The organism is Actinoplanes sp. NPDC051861, from assembly GCF_040681145.1.
In the GTDB taxonomy this organism is placed as follows: Bacteria; Actinomycetota; Actinomycetes; order Mycobacteriales; family Micromonosporaceae; genus Actinoplanes.
In genome coordinates, this window is record NZ_JBFAYE010000021.1 from 136,162 (window position 1) to 153,513 (window position 17,352).

14 protein-coding genes are annotated in these 17,352 nt (G+C 70.4%); 7 read left to right on the forward strand and 7 right to left on the reverse strand.

Annotation, left to right across the window (positions count from 1 at the left end; genetic code table 11):
- Nucleotides 1–24: 24 nt before the first annotated feature.
- The gene (locus AB0M02_RS37265; RefSeq protein ID WP_364235993.1) at nucleotides 25–984 is read left to right on the forward strand and encodes a polyprenyl synthetase family protein; all 960 of its coding nucleotides are present in this window, start codon (nucleotides 25–27) and stop codon (nucleotides 982–984) included.
- A 173-nt stretch (nucleotides 985–1,157) separates the two neighbouring features.
- Here AB0M02_RS37265 and AB0M02_RS37270 read toward each other — a convergent pair whose 3' ends face one another.
- The gene (locus tag AB0M02_RS37270; RefSeq protein ID WP_364235880.1) at nucleotides 1,158–2,297 is read right to left on the reverse strand and encodes an MFS transporter; all 1,140 of its coding nucleotides are present in this window, start codon (nucleotides 2,295–2,297) and stop codon (nucleotides 1,158–1,160) included.
- Between the two features lie 198 nt (nucleotides 2,298–2,495).
- On the opposite strand from AB0M02_RS37270, the gene AB0M02_RS37275 reads away from it, so the two are divergent.
- Nucleotides 2,496–3,290 (forward strand): IclR family transcriptional regulator C-terminal domain-containing protein, encoded by a 795-nt coding sequence (locus tag AB0M02_RS37275; protein ID WP_364235883.1) that lies wholly within the window; start codon nucleotides 2,496–2,498, stop codon nucleotides 3,288–3,290.
- A 126-nt stretch (nucleotides 3,291–3,416) separates the two neighbouring features.
- Nucleotides 3,417–4,136: a zf-HC2 domain-containing protein gene (locus tag AB0M02_RS37280; RefSeq protein WP_364235886.1), complete on the forward strand. Its 720-nt coding sequence runs from the start codon at nucleotides 3,417–3,419 to the stop codon at nucleotides 4,134–4,136.
- 14 nt (nucleotides 4,137–4,150) lie between these two features.
- Here AB0M02_RS37280 and rarD read toward each other — a convergent pair whose 3' ends face one another.
- From rarD to AB0M02_RS37295, 3 genes are all read right to left on the reverse strand, one after another.
- The gene (rarD, locus tag AB0M02_RS37285; protein ID WP_364235888.1) at nucleotides 4,151–5,107 is read right to left on the reverse strand and encodes an EamA family transporter RarD; all 957 of its coding nucleotides are present in this window, start codon (nucleotides 5,105–5,107) and stop codon (nucleotides 4,151–4,153) included.
- A 142-nt stretch (nucleotides 5,108–5,249) separates the two neighbouring features.
- Nucleotides 5,250–5,630 carry a phage holin family protein gene (locus tag AB0M02_RS37290; RefSeq protein WP_364235890.1) on the reverse strand — a complete coding sequence of 127 codons (381 nt, stop codon included), beginning with the start codon at nucleotides 5,628–5,630 and terminating at the stop codon, nucleotides 5,250–5,252.
- A gap of 76 nt (nucleotides 5,631–5,706) precedes the next feature.
- Entirely contained in the window at nucleotides 5,707–7,539 is a 1,833-nt protein-coding gene (locus tag AB0M02_RS37295) for a type VII secretion protein EccE (RefSeq protein ID WP_364235892.1), read from the reverse strand.
- Nucleotides 7,540–7,754: 215 nt separating this feature from the next.
- Here AB0M02_RS37295 and AB0M02_RS37300 point away from each other — a divergent pair, with 215 nt between their 5' ends.
- The 4 genes from AB0M02_RS37300 (at nucleotide 7,755) to AB0M02_RS37315 (ending at nucleotide 12,838) form a co-directional block, all read left to right on the forward strand.
- Nucleotides 7,755–8,072: a WXG100 family type VII secretion target gene (locus AB0M02_RS37300; RefSeq protein ID WP_364235895.1), complete on the forward strand. Its 318-nt coding sequence runs from the start codon at nucleotides 7,755–7,757 to the stop codon at nucleotides 8,070–8,072.
- 16 nt (nucleotides 8,073–8,088) lie between these two features.
- Nucleotides 8,089–8,382 carry a WXG100 family type VII secretion target gene (locus AB0M02_RS37305; protein ID WP_364235898.1) on the forward strand — a complete coding sequence of 98 codons (294 nt, stop codon included), beginning with the start codon at nucleotides 8,089–8,091 and terminating at the stop codon, nucleotides 8,380–8,382.
- Nucleotides 8,383–11,318: 2,936 nt separating this feature from the next.
- Entirely contained in the window at nucleotides 11,319–12,476 is a 1,158-nt protein-coding gene (locus AB0M02_RS37310) for an SseB family protein (protein ID WP_364235900.1), read from the forward strand.
- Nucleotides 12,473–12,838, forward strand: coding sequence for a hypothetical protein (locus tag AB0M02_RS37315; RefSeq protein WP_364235903.1), 366 nt, complete (start codon nucleotides 12,473–12,475; stop codon nucleotides 12,836–12,838). The genes AB0M02_RS37310 and AB0M02_RS37315 overlap by 4 nt, the downstream gene beginning before the upstream one ends.
- A gap of 513 nt (nucleotides 12,839–13,351) precedes the next feature.
- Here AB0M02_RS37315 and AB0M02_RS37320 read toward each other — a convergent pair.
- The 3 genes from AB0M02_RS37320 to AB0M02_RS37330 form a co-directional block, all read right to left on the reverse strand.
- The gene (locus AB0M02_RS37320) at nucleotides 13,352–14,278 is read right to left on the reverse strand and encodes an alpha/beta hydrolase (protein WP_364235905.1); all 927 of its coding nucleotides are present in this window, start codon (nucleotides 14,276–14,278) and stop codon (nucleotides 13,352–13,354) included.
- 66 nt (nucleotides 14,279–14,344) lie between these two features.
- The gene (locus AB0M02_RS37325) at nucleotides 14,345–14,839 is read right to left on the reverse strand and encodes a hypothetical protein (RefSeq protein WP_364235908.1); all 495 of its coding nucleotides are present in this window, start codon (nucleotides 14,837–14,839) and stop codon (nucleotides 14,345–14,347) included.
- Between the two features lie 123 nt (nucleotides 14,840–14,962).
- On the reverse strand, nucleotides 14,963–17,350 hold the full coding sequence (locus AB0M02_RS37330) for an immune inhibitor A domain-containing protein (RefSeq protein WP_364235995.1): 2,388 nt from the start codon (nucleotides 17,348–17,350) through the stop codon (nucleotides 14,963–14,965).
- Between the last annotated feature and the right edge of the window lie 2 nt (nucleotides 17,351–17,352).

The following is a 17,352-nucleotide window of genomic DNA, read 5'->3' on the forward strand; positions in this document are numbered from 1 at the left end:
CTGGGCCTCGACGTCGATCCGGCCATGGACGCGTCGGTGTCGGCGACTCTGGCCGCTGTGGAGGACGCGCTGCGCGGCCATCTGGCCAGCGCCGACCCTCTCGTGGCCGAGGCCGCACGCCATCTCGCCGAGGCCGGGGGCAAGCGCTTCCGCCCGCTGCTGGTCGCGCTCGGCGCCCAGTTCGGCGATCCGACCGCGCCGGAGATCGTCGATGCGGCGAATGTGATTGAGCTGACGCACCTGGCCACGCTCTACCACGACGACGTGATGGACGAGGCCGCCGTCCGGCGCGGTGCGCCGAGTGCCAACGCGCGCTGGGGCAACTCGGTGGCCATCCTCGTCGGTGACTACCTCTTCGCGCAGGCCGCCGACCTGGCCGCCAAACTCGGCACCGAGGCGGTGCACCTGCAGGCGCAGACGTTCGCCCGCCTGGTGCACGGCCAGATCGCCGAGACGGTGGGCCCGCGCGGCACCGACCCGATCGATCACCACCTGCACGTCATCACCGAGAAGACGGCGTCCCTGATCGCCACCGCGGTGCGCTTCGGCGGTCTCTTCTCCGGTGCCCGCCCGGAGCACGTGGAGGCACTCGCCGGCTACGGCGAGACCATCGGCATCGCGTTCCAGCTCTCCGACGACCTCCTCGACATCGCGTCCGAATCAGTTCAGTCCGGCAAGACCCCCGGGACGGACCTCCGCGAGGGCGTGCCGACCCTGCCGGTGCTCTACGCACTGGCCGGCGACGACACCGACGCCTCCGCGGTGCGCTTGCGCGAGCTGCTGGCAGCCGGCCCGATCACCGACGACGCGTTGCACGCCGAGGCGCTGACACTCCTGCGCGAGTCTGCGGCGATGAAGCGCGCACGGGAGACCGTCCGGACCTACGCCGAGGAGGCCCGGTCGCGGCTGGCACCCCTCCCCGAGGGCGAGCCACGCCGCGCGATGGAAGCCCTCTGCGACGTCATCGCCGACCGGACCGGCTGAGCGCCGCTCCCCGCGCGCCCGCCGGGCCGCCGTTTCCCGCGCGCCCGCCGGGCCGCCGTTTCCCGCGCACCTGCCGGGCCGCCGGTTGCGGCACGCTGAGCGGGCCGCCGGTTTGCGGCGGGCTGACTGGGGCGGTTCTCTGCGCGCTGACCGGCGTGGCTTTCCCAGTCGGCTCACGGTGTGGGTGCGTGGCGTTTCAGGAGGCGGTTGCCCAGCAGCATCAGGCCGCCGGCGGTGACCATCGCGATCGCTCCCGCCGTCCACATCGCCGGGTATCCCGCCGCGGCCGCGAGTGCGCCCAGCCCGAGCGGGCCCAGGCATCCGCCGGCGTAGATGCCGGTCTGCGTGATCGACGTGGCCGCCGCCGGTGCCCGCGGGTGCATCCGCACGACGGCGAAGTTCACCAGTCCCGGCCAGGACCAGCCGAAGCCGAAGCCCAGCACCACGCCCACGACCAGCGGCACCTCGGGTACCGAGAGGAGCAGCAGCCCGACCGCTCCGCAGGCGAGCAGCCTGGCGATGACGCCCACCTGCCGGTCCGGGCGCAGGTCGGCCTGCCAGCCGCCGGCGATCCGGGCCAGCACGCAGACCGCGCCGCCGAGCGTGAGGGCCAGGCCCGCGGTGCCGGGTTCGATGCCCCGCTCCACGGCGGAGCTGACCAGGAACGTGCCGAGCGCGTTCGCCGAGCCGGAAGCGAGGGTGCCGGCGACGCCGATGACCGCCAGCGCGCCGGTGGCCTGTCCCGCCTCCCGCGGCTTGCGTGGCTGCCGGGCCTCGGCGGGCACGAGCGGAATGGCGGCCGCGGCGAGCACGCCGGCCAGCGCGAACGCCCAGCGCCAGCCGAGGGTCAGCGCCACCGCCGGGACCGCGGCGCCGGCGAGCAGCGTGGCGATCGGGATGGCGGCCTGCTTGATGCCGAAGGTCAGGCCCTGCCGTCGTACCGGCACGTGCCGTGACAGGCTGGTGTTCCCGGCGAGCTGTCCCATCGCGTTGGCGCCCGCGCCGAGGACCAGGACGGCGATCAGCGACCAGAGCGAGTGTGCCGCGACCGCGACGCCGAGGAGGGCGGCCGCGGCGATGGCGATGCCGGCACGGGCGATGCGTGTCGCGCCGTAACGCTCGACCAGAGCGCCGGCCGGCAGCGAGGCGAGCGCGCTCGCTCCGAAGTAGGCGGAGACCGCCAGACCGAGGCCGGCCGGGGAGAAATCGAGTTCGTCGCCGATCTGGACGGCCAGGCCGCCGAGAAGGAAGACCGGTATCGAAACAGCAATCGTCGCGGCGAGCGCCCCGACCGTGGCCCGTCTCGCATTCACCCTGGTGAAACCGGTTACAACTGGCTGATTTCGGCGCTCTGGCATCGCACGCAGACTAAGTCATCGAGCCCTCGCACGGCTGCGGACAGTTCCATCGATCACACCCGCTGTGTAAATCGATCGTGATCCACATGCTTTTGGCATTCCCCCCACGAACGTTTCTTCATATGGTGTAAGTCCCTGGCCTCGGAGGTAGCTGTGCGTGACCCCCTAGCGGAGCCGTCAGATCTCATCCGGAGCGTGTCGCGTGCCCTGCGCGTGCTGGAGTCGGTCGGACGTGCACCGCGCGGACTCACCGTGAAGCAGATCGCCCGGCGGTGCGAGTTGACGGTCGCGACGACGTATCACCTGGTGCGGACCCTGGCCTACGAGGGCTACGTGATCCGCCGGGAGGACGGCACGTACATCGTCGGACTCGAGATCGCCGATCGATACCGGGAGCTGGTCTCCGCGTTCCGTGGTCCACCCGCTGTCGGCGAGGCGCTGCGACGTGCCGCTCTCGACACCGGCTACAGCCATTACCTGGGCCGGTTCGTCGGCGGCCGGATCGCCGTGACCGCCTCGGCGGAGGGCGCCCGGTCGCCGTTCCTCGACGACATCGCACCCGGTTTCGACGAGGGCGGACACGCAACGGCGCTCGGCAAGGCTCTGCTCGCCACGCTGACCCCGGACCAGCGCTCGAGGTACCTGCGGGACTTCGGCATGCGCGCGTTCACCCCGGCGACGCTGACCACGCCCGAGGCGCTCGAGGCCGATCTGGCCGCCGGCGAGCGGCGGGGCATGCAGATCGAGATGGGACAGTTCCGGCAAGGGCTCGCCTCGGCCGCCGTGGTCGTCGTCGCCGATCGGGACATGGAACGCCGTCTGGTGCTGGCCTGTTCGATGCCCGCCGCCGAGATGCTGACCTCGGCACGAGTGGTCCGAGCCAAGCTCACGGCCGCCGCGCGCAACGTCGCGGAGGCGCTGTCCGGGGGTGAGTCGGCGACCGCTTGATGGACCGTGGCTCTCCGCATCGAGGCCGCCACGTTTTGACGAGGACCGTTAAGGAATCGTTGAACCTTACAGTCCTAAGCCGCGTACCACAGACCGGGACGAACGAGCCGGCTGGAGGCGGTACGCATGCGGTGCGAGGACGGGCACGACGACGCCGCCTATGTCCTCGGCGCGCTGTCGCCGGGGGAACGGGCCGCGTACGAGAGCCACCTGGCGACCTGTTCGTTCTGCAGAGAGGCCGTGGCCGACCTGTCCCGGGTCCCGGACATGCTCGATCGGCTCGACGCGGAAGAGTTCGCGCGGCTGCTGGATCCCAGTCTCAGCTCGCCCGCCGCGCCGTACCCCCATCCTCACCCTCATTCCCACCCGCACCCGCATCCGCGTCGCCGACCAAGGGTGAAGGCGTTCCCGATCCGCGTGCTCAGCACTGCCGTCGCGGCGGTGCTGGTTCTTCTCATCGGTGGCGGCGTCGTGGCGTGGAGCATGGATCGCAACGCGCCGGTGGCACCGCCGCCCGGACCCGCGGTCGCGATGACGCCGGTGGACGACGTCTCGCCGATCACCGCAACGGTGCGGCTGACGAGCACGGCGGGCGGGACGAACGTCGAGATGGTCTGTTCGTATAGCAAGTCGGCGGACATGGCGTACACGTTCCGGCTGATGGCGTACGGGCCGGACGAGCAGAAGGAACAGCTCGGCTCGTGGCTCGCGCAGCCGGGGACCACGTTCAAGATGCCGGGCGCCACACACTTCGGTGAGGGCAGTCTGGCCCGCCTGGAGGTCGTCCGCTTCGACGGCAAGGCGATGTTGGCGTACGACCTGCCGGGCTTCTCGTCGGGTAACTGAGGTTCCTCCCGCGGTCAGCGGGAGGGCAGGGCGGCGGCGGCCGATCCGGCGGTGGCGGCCGTCGCGTCGGCCGCCGCACGTTCCCTGGCCGTGATGCGGGCACGGGCGCTGCGAATGCCGTCGACGGTGAAGATGACCAGCGCGATCCACACCAGCCCGAACCCGGCGAGTCGGGCCGGCGGCATCGGCTCGTGGTACAGCAGCACACCGACCGCGAGCTGGATGATCGGCGCCACGTACTGCAGGATGCCGAGACCGACCAGCGGCACCCGGTTGGCCGCGCCGGCGAACAGCAGCAGCGGAACGGCGGTGGCGACGCCGGCGAAGAGCATCAGAGCGGTGTGCGTGGCCGAGACGTGCCCGAACTGCGCGCCGCCGTCGATGTTCAACCAGGTGAGGTACGCCAGCGCGGGCACCGCCAGCACCGCCGACTCGACGAACAGCCCCTCCGCCGGCGGCAGCGACATGCGCTTCTTGATCAGTCCGTAGCAGCCGAACGAGGCAGCAAGAGTCAGTGCGATGTACGGCAGCCGCCCGTAGTCGACCGTGAGGATGGCGACGGCGAGTGCGCCGACACCGACCGCGACCCACTGCCAGGTTCGCAGGCGTTCACGCAGCACGAAGACGCCGAGCAGCACGACGACCAGCGGAGTGATGAAGTAGCCCAGCGCGGTCTCCACCACCCGCGAGGAGTTGACCGCGTAGATGTAGGTGCCCCAGTTGACGCCGATCAGCACGGCGGCCACCGCGGCGCCACCGAGCTTGCGCGGGGTGCGGATCAGCCGGCTGAGGAAACGCCAGTTGCGCATGGCGGTGAGGAGAAGGGCGACGAACACCACGGACCAGAGGATCCGGTGGGAGAGGATCTCCAGCGCTGGGGACGGCTGGAGCAGCTTGAAGTAGATCGGGAAGAAACCCCACATAGTGTACGCGGTGAGGCCATACACATATCCACGCCGCTCGTCGCTCATGCCCACCACCGTAAGGCCAGGGTGGGAGAGCGGTCCTTGCATATGTGTTAGCTCACGAGGCCAATTCCGGCCAGGTGGCCTGCATTTCCGGCAAAGACGGCGGGGGCGCCCCGAAGGACGCCCCCACCACTTGCTTCGACGGTCAGTTGTCGCCGTCCGGGACCAGCATGTTGAGCAGCCAGCTGACGACACCGACCAGCAGCGCGCCCAGAACCGCGGAGGGCCAGAAACCGTCCACGTGGAAGCCGAGGTCGAGTTCGCCGGCGATCCAGCTCGTGAGCATGAAGAGCAGGCCGTTGACGACGAGCGCGATCAGCCCGAGCGTGAGGACGTAGAGGCCGCAACCGAGCAGCTTGATGATCGGCCGCAGGATCGCGTTGACGAGACCGAAGATCACCGCGACCGCCAGCAGCGTGCCGGCCTTGCCGGCAGCGGAGTCAGCGGTGAGGTCGATTCCGTCGATCACCAGGGTCGCGATCCACAGTGAGACGGCTGTAATCGCCAGCCGGATGAGGATGCCCATGGCCAGGCATGGTGCCACGGCCGGACCACCTGCGGGTACGACACTCCGCGATCTTCATCCACCCGTCGCCGGAAAATCAGTCATATCGAGACTTATCGCTCAGCGATGGCCGAGTCAGGTCGCCGATCAGCGCCTTCTCCGTCGGTGTCGGGGCCAGGGCCGCCCAGCGGACCGTGCTCCGGCTCACCATCGCGACCATCGCGGGCCGCATCCGGGTCAGCAGGGTCGCGGTCTCGCCGAGTTGGAGAGCTTCGCCGAGGAGGTCCGCCTCGGCGGTGCTCAACGGCTGCAGGATGAGGAGGTCGGCACTGGTCGCGGTGCGGAGATCGGTCTCGGCGAGAGTGTCGCGGACGACCAGGGTTGTCCGCCATCGATCATCCGGGTCGGGCGCCGGGGCGCTGAGTGGCCTCGGGCGTGGAGGTGGCGTTGACGACGTCTCGGTGAGTCCGGGCCAGATCGTCACCGGATCCTTCTCTGCCGGGGCCTCGGCTGTGCCGGCGGGCAGTGCCGGTGCGGTGCCGGTGTCGAGGACGACGAGGGTCGGGTGGAGCGGGGAGCCGGGTGACGCGTTCACCGGGCGGCCGGGCGGTAGGACGGTGATCGCGTTGCCGGTCGCGCGGGTGAAGGCGGACCAGGACGAGGTGCGGTTGCTGCGTACGGTCACCCGCGCGCCGGTGGCCAGTGCCCGGAAGGTCAGCATTTGTGCGCAGGCCAGGCCGCCGGCCACGAGGGCGAGTGTCGGGTCTGGACGGAAGAAGGGGACGGGTGCGGGTTCGCCCTGCCGGTTTCGTCCCACCAGCAGGCCCGCGGGTACGGGTGGAATCGCGAAGTCGGGGAGGGAATCGTCCACGTCGGGACTCAGGGCCAGGGGCAGGGTTGCGGCTAGGCCGGGCAGATGCGCACCGTCCCACCGCTGGACGTCGATGCTGAGGGGTGCCAGGTGGTTCCGGAGCAACTGGGCGGCGTTGGTGAGCGCGGTGGCGCCGGGTGCGGCGAGCCGGATCATCAGGGAGGTTGTGCCGCCGGGGGAGAGATCGGTGGTCACGGTCAGGGTGGTCGCGGTGGCGGGCAGGAGCAACAGGTGGGGGATGAGGTGCGAGGGGAGGGTGGCGCCGGGACTCGGAGTGCACTGGAACGTCGCCTGCAGGAGGCCGCCGAGGCGGACACCCGGCCAGAACTCGCGCGCCACCGGGGTGGTGTCGGCCTGTGCCAGGTGTGCGATCACTCGTACCCCTGAAGCTTTGTCCAAAGGCCGCGGCGCCCATGGCTGAAGGCGCCGCACCAGCCGGCGTGCCCGCGTCGTCAGCGTGCGCCGGAGATCGTCGCTGGACCAGCCGTCGGCCCGGAGGACGCGATAGGCCAACACGGCGCTGAGCTGGGCGAGACCGCCGCCGATCTCCCGGTAGGAACCGGCGACCGGACCGGGGCCGCGGTGCGCGGAAACGCCCGTCAGCACCAGCTGAAGCCTCGTCGGAGGCTGATCGTTGTCGGTCAGGAGCGTTCGTAGCGGTGGCAGCTCGGTGGTCGGCTCGGTCAACTCGACGAGGATCGTGAGCCCGAGCTCGTCGGTGAGCACCGCGGTGGGGGTGCCGGCCAGATCAATCGTGGACACGAGCGTGCGGGGCGCGGCGAAGGTCAGGACTGCGGCGGGCGAGCTGATCCGTGCGGCGCGGCGGCGGACGGCGAAGCGCAGATAGGCGGCGAGCCAGCGGAACACCCAGCGTCCGTGGGCGCGGGCCCAGGTCAGAGCGATGACGAGCACGGTGCAGAGCGCGGTGAGGAGGAGCGGTGCGCCGCCGAGAGCGGCACCGGCGAGCAGGAGGGCTAATGCGGCCTGGGTGAGGACGATTTGATTCATGCGTACGCCGAAGCGCTGTCTATTCAGGACAGCGGCTGATCGGGCTCTCATCACTGATCCCCCGTCCGCTGAGCGGGCATCGACAGTCATCGTATGGCAGTGCCGACGCGGTATTCGAGTTATCCACAGGATCGGGGTTATCCACAGGCTGTGATGCGGCACTACCGCGTCGAGTAATCGGGCCGTTACCGTCGCCCGAAATGACTCGCGTCGATGGGTCGGCCGAATCCACATCGGATCCGGCACGGGAGAGGGGTGACTTCCGGATGGCGCAGACACAGGCCGAAGCCGCGGTGATGGCGAGCACCGCGGGGAAATTCGATCAGGCGAATGTCGCACTGCAGAGCATGCTGAATACCTTGATGACCGAGTTGTCGGTCCTCAACGGTGCTTGGCGAGGCCTCGGCGCCACGGCGTTCGAGCAGGTCCGGGTGCAATATGCGGCGGATCTCAAGCGCCTCAACCAGGCGCTCGCGGAGACGGCCGAGGCGATCCGTTCGGCGGGCGCGAGCTACCAGGTCACCGACACCGAGGCCGCCGCTCGCGTCGCGCGGGCCGCCGGCACCTACACGCTGCCCCTCTGAGACACGGGGAGAAATCATGAACGACGGTCTTCTGCTGGTCAGGTTCGGCGCGCTGCGGCAGGCGAGTGCCGACATCGACAAGGCCCTGGCGACGTTGCGGGTGCAGCTCGATCAATTGGAGCGCGACGCGGGCCCGCTGGTGGCGACGTGGGTGGGTGCGGCGCGCGAGGCGTATTCGCAGCGACAGTCGTCCTGGCGCGCGGCCTCCGAGGACCTGCAGAGCATCCTGCGTCAGATCAGGGTCGCGCTGGACGACTCGGTTCAGGACTACGCCGAGACCGAGCGGGCGGCCACTCAGCGGTTCCGATGACGCCGGGCGGGTGGCCGGGTGGTCCGTTTTGTCGGATGCGGGGTCGCCCGTTCGCGTAATGGCCAGGCCGAAATCCACGGCTACCATCAGTTGTCAGATGATCGCGGAAAGCGATCAGGAGCCGTCCGCGGGGCCTGTGAGATCTCGCGTTGGGTGAGCTGTTCATGCGACTCGACTGTCAGCACGCCGCCGCCCATTGTGATTACGGCCTGACCTTGTAGGTTATACGCGTTGAGTTGGCTCGTTGGCACGCGTGGGGAGAGGTGGACGTGTCCGAGTGGGAACCGGCTACGGACGCCGAGGTTGCGATGCGCGATGCGTTGCGCACCGATGACCAGGAGTCCTACTTCCGCATTCTCGCTGGTGTCGACCTCCTGTTACCAGTCTCGGCCGAGGCTCTCGCCGGCCTGGCACCGCTCGGCTGGGGAACATGGAGCACCGGTGGGCGAACGCATGTACTGGCGTTCACCTCGCAGGAGGCGCTGCGCTCCTGTCTGTCCGATTACACCGGTTCATCCCGCAGAGTGCCATATGCGGAGTTAGCCAACACCTGGCCGAACCTCGAATGGTGGCTGGCGGTCAACCCCGGCCTGCCCATCGAGGGATACCTGCCCGCCTGGTTCGTCGCGCAGCTGGCCCGGGGCGACCTGCGCCTGCCGACCCGCGGCCCGGGACGTGAGGCCCAGGGCGGCTCCAAGATCCAGGAAATCGGCGCCGCGGCGCTGGCCGCGAGCCGCAACGGCGACGCACCCGGCGGCCCGACCTACGACCGCGCGGGCGCACCGTCACCCCTGGCGGCCAGCGCCGGCCGTGGCCCGGCACCTGGTCAGCCGATCGCCCCGGCGGTCGCACCCATTCCTCCGGTCGGCGCCCCGTCGTCCCCGATGAGCGCACCCCCGGCCTCCGGACCGGGCACCGGCTTCGCCCCGGCTGTCCCCGGCGGCCCTCCTTCGCGCGGTCCAGGCGGGATGTCGCACGGCCCGGGCGGAATTCAGCCTGGCTTCGGTGGTGGCCCCGGCTCTGGTGGCCCCGGCTCTGGCGGCCCCGGCACTAGTGGGCCCGGCACTGGCGGCTTCGGCTCTGGTGGCCCCGGCTCTGGCGGGTTCGGCGGTCCGGGTGGGCCGCAGGGTCCGGGTGGGCCCGGTGGGCAGGGCGGGTTCCAGCCGCCGGTCGGGCCCGGTGGGCTGCCGGTTCGGGCGCCTGGAGTGCCGGCGCCGAGTGGGCTGCCGACCAGGACTCCTACTTCCGCTCCGGGTTCGGCCGCGTCTGCACCGGGTTTGCCGCCGGCGGGTTCGGGTGGGCTGCCGTCGTGGTCGTCCCCGCCTGCGCCTGATGAGCCGCCGGCGGGCTATCAGCCTCCGGCGATTCCGCGTGACTTCGGACCTCCGCCCGGTGCGGCACCGTCTTCGGGCGGGCCGGCTCCGGGCCGTCCCGGCTCGGGCGCCGGGGCTGGTGCCGCCGGTGCGAGTTCGGGCGCTGGGTTCGGTGCCGCTGGTGCGGGACCGGGCACTGGGTTCGGTGCCGCCGGTGCGGGACCGGGCGCTGGGTTCGGTGGCGCAGGTGCCGGGTTTGGTGGCGCTGGTGCGGGATCGGCTACGCCGGGCTGGGACAAGGCCGGGACGCCGTTCCGGTCCGACGACGACCCGCGCGGGCCGATGCAGGACCTGAAGGCGCCGCTGCCGGTTCGTACCCCGATGGCCAACACGCCGCCCGTGCCCGAACACGTCAAGCCCTATGACCCGGCCGAGACGCCCTTCACGCCGAACTGGGCGGCCCCCAGCGGTGCCACCCCGGCTCCTCCCGCTGCTGCCGCGCCGGCGCCGGCGACTCCCGCCAGGGAGGCCCTGCCGCGCCGTCAGCCTGGCCAGTCATCGGGTGCGGGGCAGATGTCCAGCATGCCTGGGTTCGTCCCGGTTAAGTCGGCTGGCAACGGCGCGCCCGCGTCCGGCCCGGGCTTCGGCTCCTCGCCGGGTGCCGCGCCGGCCTCCTCACCCGGGTTCGGTTCGGCGCCGGGTTCTGCGGCGGCGTCGGGGTTTGGATCGGCGCCGGGTTCTGCTGCGGCTTCGGCGTCGGGGTTTGGATCGGTGCCCGGGTCTGCTGCTTCTTCGTCGTTCCCGCAGGGGCCGGCTTCTCCGCAGGCGCTGGCTGCGCACGGGGGTGGTGCGCAGGGTGGTGGCGCGCAGGGCGGCCCCGGCAACGCGCTGCCTCGGCGGCAGGTGCCGTCGGACTCGGAGCGGCCTACCTCGATGGCGGCCGCTGCTCAGGCGCTCGGCGCCAACCGCCAGCCGCCTACCGAACCGGCACCGCCGTCGGACCGGTTCAACCCGTCCGGGCCTCCGCCGTCGGATCGGTTCGGGCCGTCTGGGCCTCCGCCGTCGATCCAGCCGCACCCGGTCGGGGGCGAGGAGTCGCCGGTCAGGCCCGCTCTGCTGCCGCCCGTCATCCCGGGCGCGCCCGGCATCGACCGCGGCATGACCCCGCCGGTCTCGGGTGCTCCGGCGCCCGGTTACCCGGCTTCCAGTTCGGGCCCGGGCTATCCGGCGCCCGCCGGCTACCCGCCGCCGACCTCGTCGTCCGGGTTTGGCGCCGACAGCCCGACGTCGGGCGGCCCGGCCTCCGGATACGCCGGACCCGGCTACAGTCCGGTTTCGGCCAGCCCGGCACCCAGTTTTGGTTCCCCGGTTCCGGGTAGCCCGGCTCCGAGTTTCGGCTCGTCGGCTCCTGGCAGTCCGGCTCCGAGTTTCGGCTCGTCGGCTCCTGGCAGTCCGGCTCCGAACTTCGGGTCCTCGGCTCCTGGAAGTCCGGCTTCGAACTTCGGCTCCCCGACACCTGGTAGTCCGGCTCCGGGCTTCGGGTCCGCGGTTCCTGGTGGTTCGGCTTCGGGGTTTGGGGTGGTGGCTGGGTACAGTGCGCCGCCGGCTCCGCCGATTCCTGGGATGCCGCCGCAGGGTAGCCCGGCTGCGGCCTATGCGAACCCGTCGCTCGGTTCCAACGCGTTTGCCACGCAGGCTCTGCCGTTGGCGCAGAGTGGGTACGGGGCTGCCGCCTCGTCCGGTCTCGGTGTCGCCGGGTCGGCTACCGGGTCGCGGACTTTGTCGGGTGGTGCGCCGCAGCGGGAACAGGTCGCGGCGGACTTTGTTCCGGCCAACGACGTGGAGCGGGATCTGCGGGAGGCCGCCGACGCGGGTAACACCGACGTCTTCCTCTCCACGCTGCTGCTGGCGAACGTGCTCGTGCCGGTCGCCAACCACTCGCGGCCGGGTAGTTCGCCGGGCGAGTCGGGCTTCGCGTTCCTGCCCGAGGAGGTCGAGGGCGAGCGTTTCCTGATCGTCTTCACCAGCAAGGACCGGCTCTCCGAGCACTTCGGCGAGCCGACTCGGACGGTCGGGGTCCGCTTCTATGAGCTGATTCGGAACTGGCCCGACCCGGCATGGTCATTTGCGGTCAACCCGGGGACGCCGGTTGGTGCGAAGTACCCGGGTGCGCAGATCATCGCGCTGGCCAACTGGGCCACCGAGGCGGGTCTCGGGGCGGAGCCTGCCGACGGGCCGGTCGCCGACGATCTGGCCGCTCCGGTGCCGGCGCCGGAACCGGCCAGCGACGAGGCTCAGCAGGCGACGGTCATGCAGAAGACCATCTCCGCCGAGCAGGTCGATTACTACCTGGACCGTGGGTACGACCGGGTGGCCGGGTTCGTGCACCGGGCCTCGGAGGTCGAGCATCTGCGGACGCCGAGCGAGCTGTTCGGGGCTCTGGGGCTCAACTATGACTCGTCGCCGTTCCAGCCGGACGTCAAGGAGGCGTTCGTGCTGCGGTGGCCGGCTTACCGGCCGAGTCTGTACCGAATTCCCTACGGCGGGCAGAACGAGCAGGCGCTGCGGGCGATGGACGGCTGGGTGATCGAGCGGCCGCCGTTCCGTGGCAACGGCTTCGCGCCCGGTGAGGGCAACGACGTCATCGCCGAGTTCAAGGTGGACACTGTCCGGCTCCCGCACGGCGCTCAGCTGTGGCGCATCGACGCCGACGGCAACGAGCGGATGATGGCGATCTTCGACGCGGACGGGCCGCTGTGGCGCCGGGTGGGTGAGCAGTGATGCGTGACGGCTACGTGGTGACCTGGCAGGGCCGGGAGTACGACGCGGCGCCCGACGGGGATCGGGTGCGCATCTATGCGAGCAGCCCGGCCGAGGGCTTCCAGGAGGTCAAGCCGGGGCGTTACGTCCGGGTGCTGGAGCCGGAGGAGTACGACGAAATCGCTTATGTCCGGACGATCTGCACCTGGCGCGGTGAGCCGTTCGTCGTCCTCGCGGAGGCGGACAGCTGGTTGCGCCTGGAGTACACGGGTGGCCGTGCTCCGGTGGCCCGCCACCTGGGCCTCGAGGAGTTCGACTACGGCGTCTACCAGGGCTGGGCGCCGGCTCACGAGGTGCACGACCGGTACGAGCACCGCGTCTGAAGGCAACAGGCCGGCAGGGCGGCAACGCAACAGGCCAGGGGGCAGGGCCGCAAGGCGGCGGACCGGCAAGGCGGCGGACCGGCAGTGCCCCAGGCCGGCAGTGCCCCAGGCGGCGGTGCCCCAGGCCGGCAGTGCCTCGCGGCGGCGGTGCCCCACGGCGGCGGTGCCCCACGGCGGCAGGTCGGCAGGTCGGCAGTGCCCCAGGGCGGCAGGGCCGCCGCAAGGCGGTGAAGACAAGCGAAAGGCTCCCCGTGGCGTGACGGGGAGCCTTTTCGTTTGCCCGGTGGGGCCCGGGGCAACCGTCCGCTCCGACCGGGGATCGGAGAAATCGGAGCGGCGTAGGGCAGGTGCCGAAATCGGGGCGCCGTGGTGGGGGGATCGGCGAGCGGTCTTCCGTTACCTGCCTGCCGGCCGGGCGTTGGGGCGCCCGGCTGGCCGAAGAAGACCTTACGAGAACCGAGGGCGCGGGCGGGGTCCACTTAAAGATCACTTAAGTGATCAATAAGCGACTTATCAGGACGGCGTCTTGAGCCAGCGGAGGATTTCGCCGGTGACCACGTCCGGGGCTTCCTGGTGCAGGAAGTGTCCCGCCTCGGGGATGAGGCGCCATTCGTACGGCGCGGTCACGTATCGGCCGGAGCCCTGTGCGGTCCGGGGGAGCACCGCGGTGTCCAGCTCGCCGTGCAGTTGCAGCGTCGGCACGCCGGACGGCCTCTGCATCAGCTTGACGAACCGGTAGCCCTGGAGCCGGAGCGCGCTGCGGGCCACCCACCGGTACGCCTCCAGGGCGCAGAAGGCCGCCTGCGGGATCTGCATGGCCTGCCGGCAGCGCCCGGAGTAATCACCGAACTCGGGCGTCACGGCCCACCGTGGGCTGCTCCACTGAGTCATCAGCTCGCCCACGAGAGCGGCGTCGTCGCGGGTGAGGACGTGCTCGAAGCGGGGCACCTGGAAGCGCAGGACCGTCGAGGACGCGGAGAGCTGGCCACGCGGGTCGGCGAAGAGGGCCGCGCGCAGCCGCAGCGGGTGTGCCGCGCCGAGCACCACGAGGCGGTTGACCAGTTTCGGGTGGAAGGAGGCGGCCGCCCAGCCGATCATGCCGCCGGCGCCCGCGCCGACCACCGTCGCCGACCGCTCGCCGAGGGCCCGGATCAAGCCGGTGACGTCGGCGGCCATCGTGTACCCGTCGTAGCCGCGGGGCGGCTTGTCACTGGCGCCGTAGCCGCGCAGGTCGATTGCGGCGGCCCGGAAGCCCGCGTCGGCGACGCGGAGCATGATGTCGTGCCAGGCCCACCAGAACTCGGGAAAGCCGTGCAGGAACAGAACGAGCGGGCCGGTGCCCACCTCCGCGACGTGGAACCGGCTCCCGTTGGCGCCGACGAAGCGGTGGCTCCACGGCCCCTCCGTCAACACCACCGACTCGTCCACCCGACCGCCCATGTCGTCAGCCTATGTGTCGTTGTCACGCGGGAAGTCGGGCACCGGCGAAGCGGAGCCCGACTGTGATCATTGGATCTTCTGGGCCTCGACCATCGACATCAGCTTCCCCGGGCCGCAGTAGATGCGCAGCAACGTGGTCTCCAGGTTCACCTTGACCCGGTCGCCCTTGGTGAGCTCGGTGCCGGCGGTGGAGTACAGCGCGTACTGCGTGCCGTCGTCGGCGACGAGGCCGTAGCAGGGACCTTTACCCCCACGGGTGACCATTCCGGCGACCCAGCCGGTGCTGGGCAGGTTGTCGGTGGGCTCCCGGGGCGGCTTGGTCGGCTTCGTGAGCGTGGGGAGCCCGGACGCGGGTGGTGAGGTGTAGACCGTGGTGGGCGCGGGCGACGTCGGCACCGTGGAGGGCGCGGACGGGCTGGACTCCAGGACAGGTGCCGACGAGGCGGCCGTGGCGGAGTCGGTCGGTGTCGCGGTGGAGGACCCCGTGGTGCCGGCGCAGCCGGCGAGGACGGCACCCGCGGCCATGACCAGGCCGATCCGGAACGTGGCGGAATCGCGCATCTGTTCATCCTTCCCGCGCAAGACGTATGAGATGGGACGAATGACGGCCCGCGACGGTTCCCTGAAGTGGGACGGCGCCCGGGGAGAGACTCCCCGGGCGCCGCTGTGGTGCGGGTTGTCGCGTCAGTAGACCGCGACAGTCATCGAGGTGCCGAGCTGGGTCAGCACTGCGATCTTGACACCGACCGCGGGGAGCTTGACGCCGTGGTTCGGCAGCTCCTCGTAGAAGTACTTGTCCTTGTCGTTGAAGATCGGGTCGCCCCACTGGCCCTTGATGACCGACGAAGCGCCGTTCAGGTGCAGCGTCATCCCGTCGGTGGGGTAGAGGCTGAACGGAGCGTCGTAGACCTGGACACGGGACCGCCACGGAACACCGGTCGGGTTGAGCATCGGCTTCGGGTGCGCGTCGATGTACAGGTTGCGACCCTCACCGGGGTGGACGTTGGTGTTGTTGTCCGCCTGCGAGGTGTCCCAGTACGAGACGAGCAGACCGGTCTGGTAGTTGTAGTGCTCCACCCAGTCCGGCTTGGTGTTGGCCCACCCGAAGTTGTACGGCCCGGTCTCCAGGTACTTGTCGTACGAGGTGTAGCTCCGGTAACCGGCGATGTAGTAGTTCGGGAAGAGGTCGGTCGTGGTCGCGCCGACGATGGTCCAGCCGTCGAGGGTCCACGTCGAGGTGCCCTCGGCGCCGTCCACCGACGCCACGCCGTCCGCCGTGACGGTCAGGTCGTCACCGAAGAAGCCGCCCTCGGAGACACCACCGTCGGTCACGTAGTGCAGGCGGAAGTCGATCTTCTGACCCGCGTACGCGTTGAGCGGAACGTTGATGTCGACCCACGCGCCACCGGACGTGCCGCTGACCGCCGGGTTGTTGCTGCCGTCCTTGATGAACGGAGCACCGGCGACGGTGCCGTCCAGCTTGGTCCAGTTCGCCCCGCCGTCCGTGGACGCCTCGGCGTACAGGTAGTCGTAGTCGATCTCGATCGAGTAGCGGCCCTTGAGCGAGACGCTCGCGGACGACTTCCCGGTGAGGTCGATCGACTTCGACAGCGAGGTGTTCAGGTCGTCGGCGTTGCCCGAGAAGAACTGCTTGGTGCCCGCGAACGGCGCACCCAGGTCACGGGTGACCTCCTTGTCCGGGAGGTTGACCACGATGGCCTGCTTCTTCGAGGTGTTGTACTCCTGCGGCCCGAGGTTGACGATCTTCTTGTCACCCGCGTCGACGGCCTGGTAGTTCAGCCAGCCCAGCTGCAGCTTGTTCCACGCGCCGAGGTCGCCGGGGCGGGTACCGATGCCCTGGTCCTTCTTCGCGCCGAGCCGGCTCTGCGCCATCAGCGTCCAGTACTCGCTGTTGTTGTCGCCGAGGCCGCTGGTGTCGTAGTCGTCCGGCAGGCCGAGGTCGTGGCCGTACTCGTGGACGAAGACGCTCAGGCCGCCGTTCTCCGGCTGGACGGTGTAGTCACCGATCCAGATGCCGGTGCTGCCGATCTGGGTGCCGCCGAGCAGGTTGCCGGACGGGCCGGTGCGACCGGCGTCGGTGACGTACGCGTACCACCGGTGGCTCCAGATGGCGTCCTCGCCCTGCCACGGGTCACCGTCGGCCTGGTCGCCGCCGGAGTGGACGATCTGGAAGTGGTCGATGTAGCCGTCGGACTCGTTGAAGTTGCCGTCGCCGTCGAAGTCGTAGCGGTCGTACTTGTCGAACGACTTCATGTCAGCGGCGATCTCGGCGTCCGACAGGCCACGGGCCTTCTGGTCGGCGACCCACTGGTTGGCGGCGTCGCGCACCAGGGCCCAGACGTTCTGGCAGTTGCTGCTGGCGCAGACCGCCGGGTCGTCACCGTTCTCGGCCGGGTTGTCGTTGGAGCGGCCGTACCGCCCCTCGTTGTACTGGACCTTCACCCAGTCGGTGACCTCGCCGTCGACGCTGTAACGCCCGGACGACTGGGTCTCGTAGTAGGTCTTGACCGACTCGGTGTCCTTACCGGTGCCGAAGTAGAGCTTCCGGTAGTAGTCGGCCGAGTAGTCCTTCTGCCAGATGGTGGAGTTGTCCACCTTGCGGTCCGGTTCCGGGATGGCGTTGTGCAGCGGGCCCTCGAAGGTCGCGGGTCCGGCGAACGCCGCCGTGGTGTCCTTGTCCGGGAAATCGGGGTGCCGCTCATTGCCGAACTCGGCCAGGATCACGAAGATCCGGTCGGTCTGCTCCCGGGCGAGCTCGACGTACTGGTTCTTGCCCGGGTGGCCGAAGCCCCCGTTGCCGTACGTCTTGCCCAGATTGACGACCTTGCTGCCGTTTCGGGTCTCGACCTGGGCCTTGCCGCTGACGACCTCCGAGACAGCCTGCTCACGCAGCGCCCGGCGTTTGTCCTCCAGCGGGTTTGGCAGGTCATCGATCGGCGCCGCCTGCTCGACCTGAGCCGCCGGCGCCGGATCTGACGGCGGTGCCGCGAGGGCCGCTGCCGGAACCGCGGTTCCGACGGTGGTGACCATTGCGGCGCCGAGCAGTCCCACGA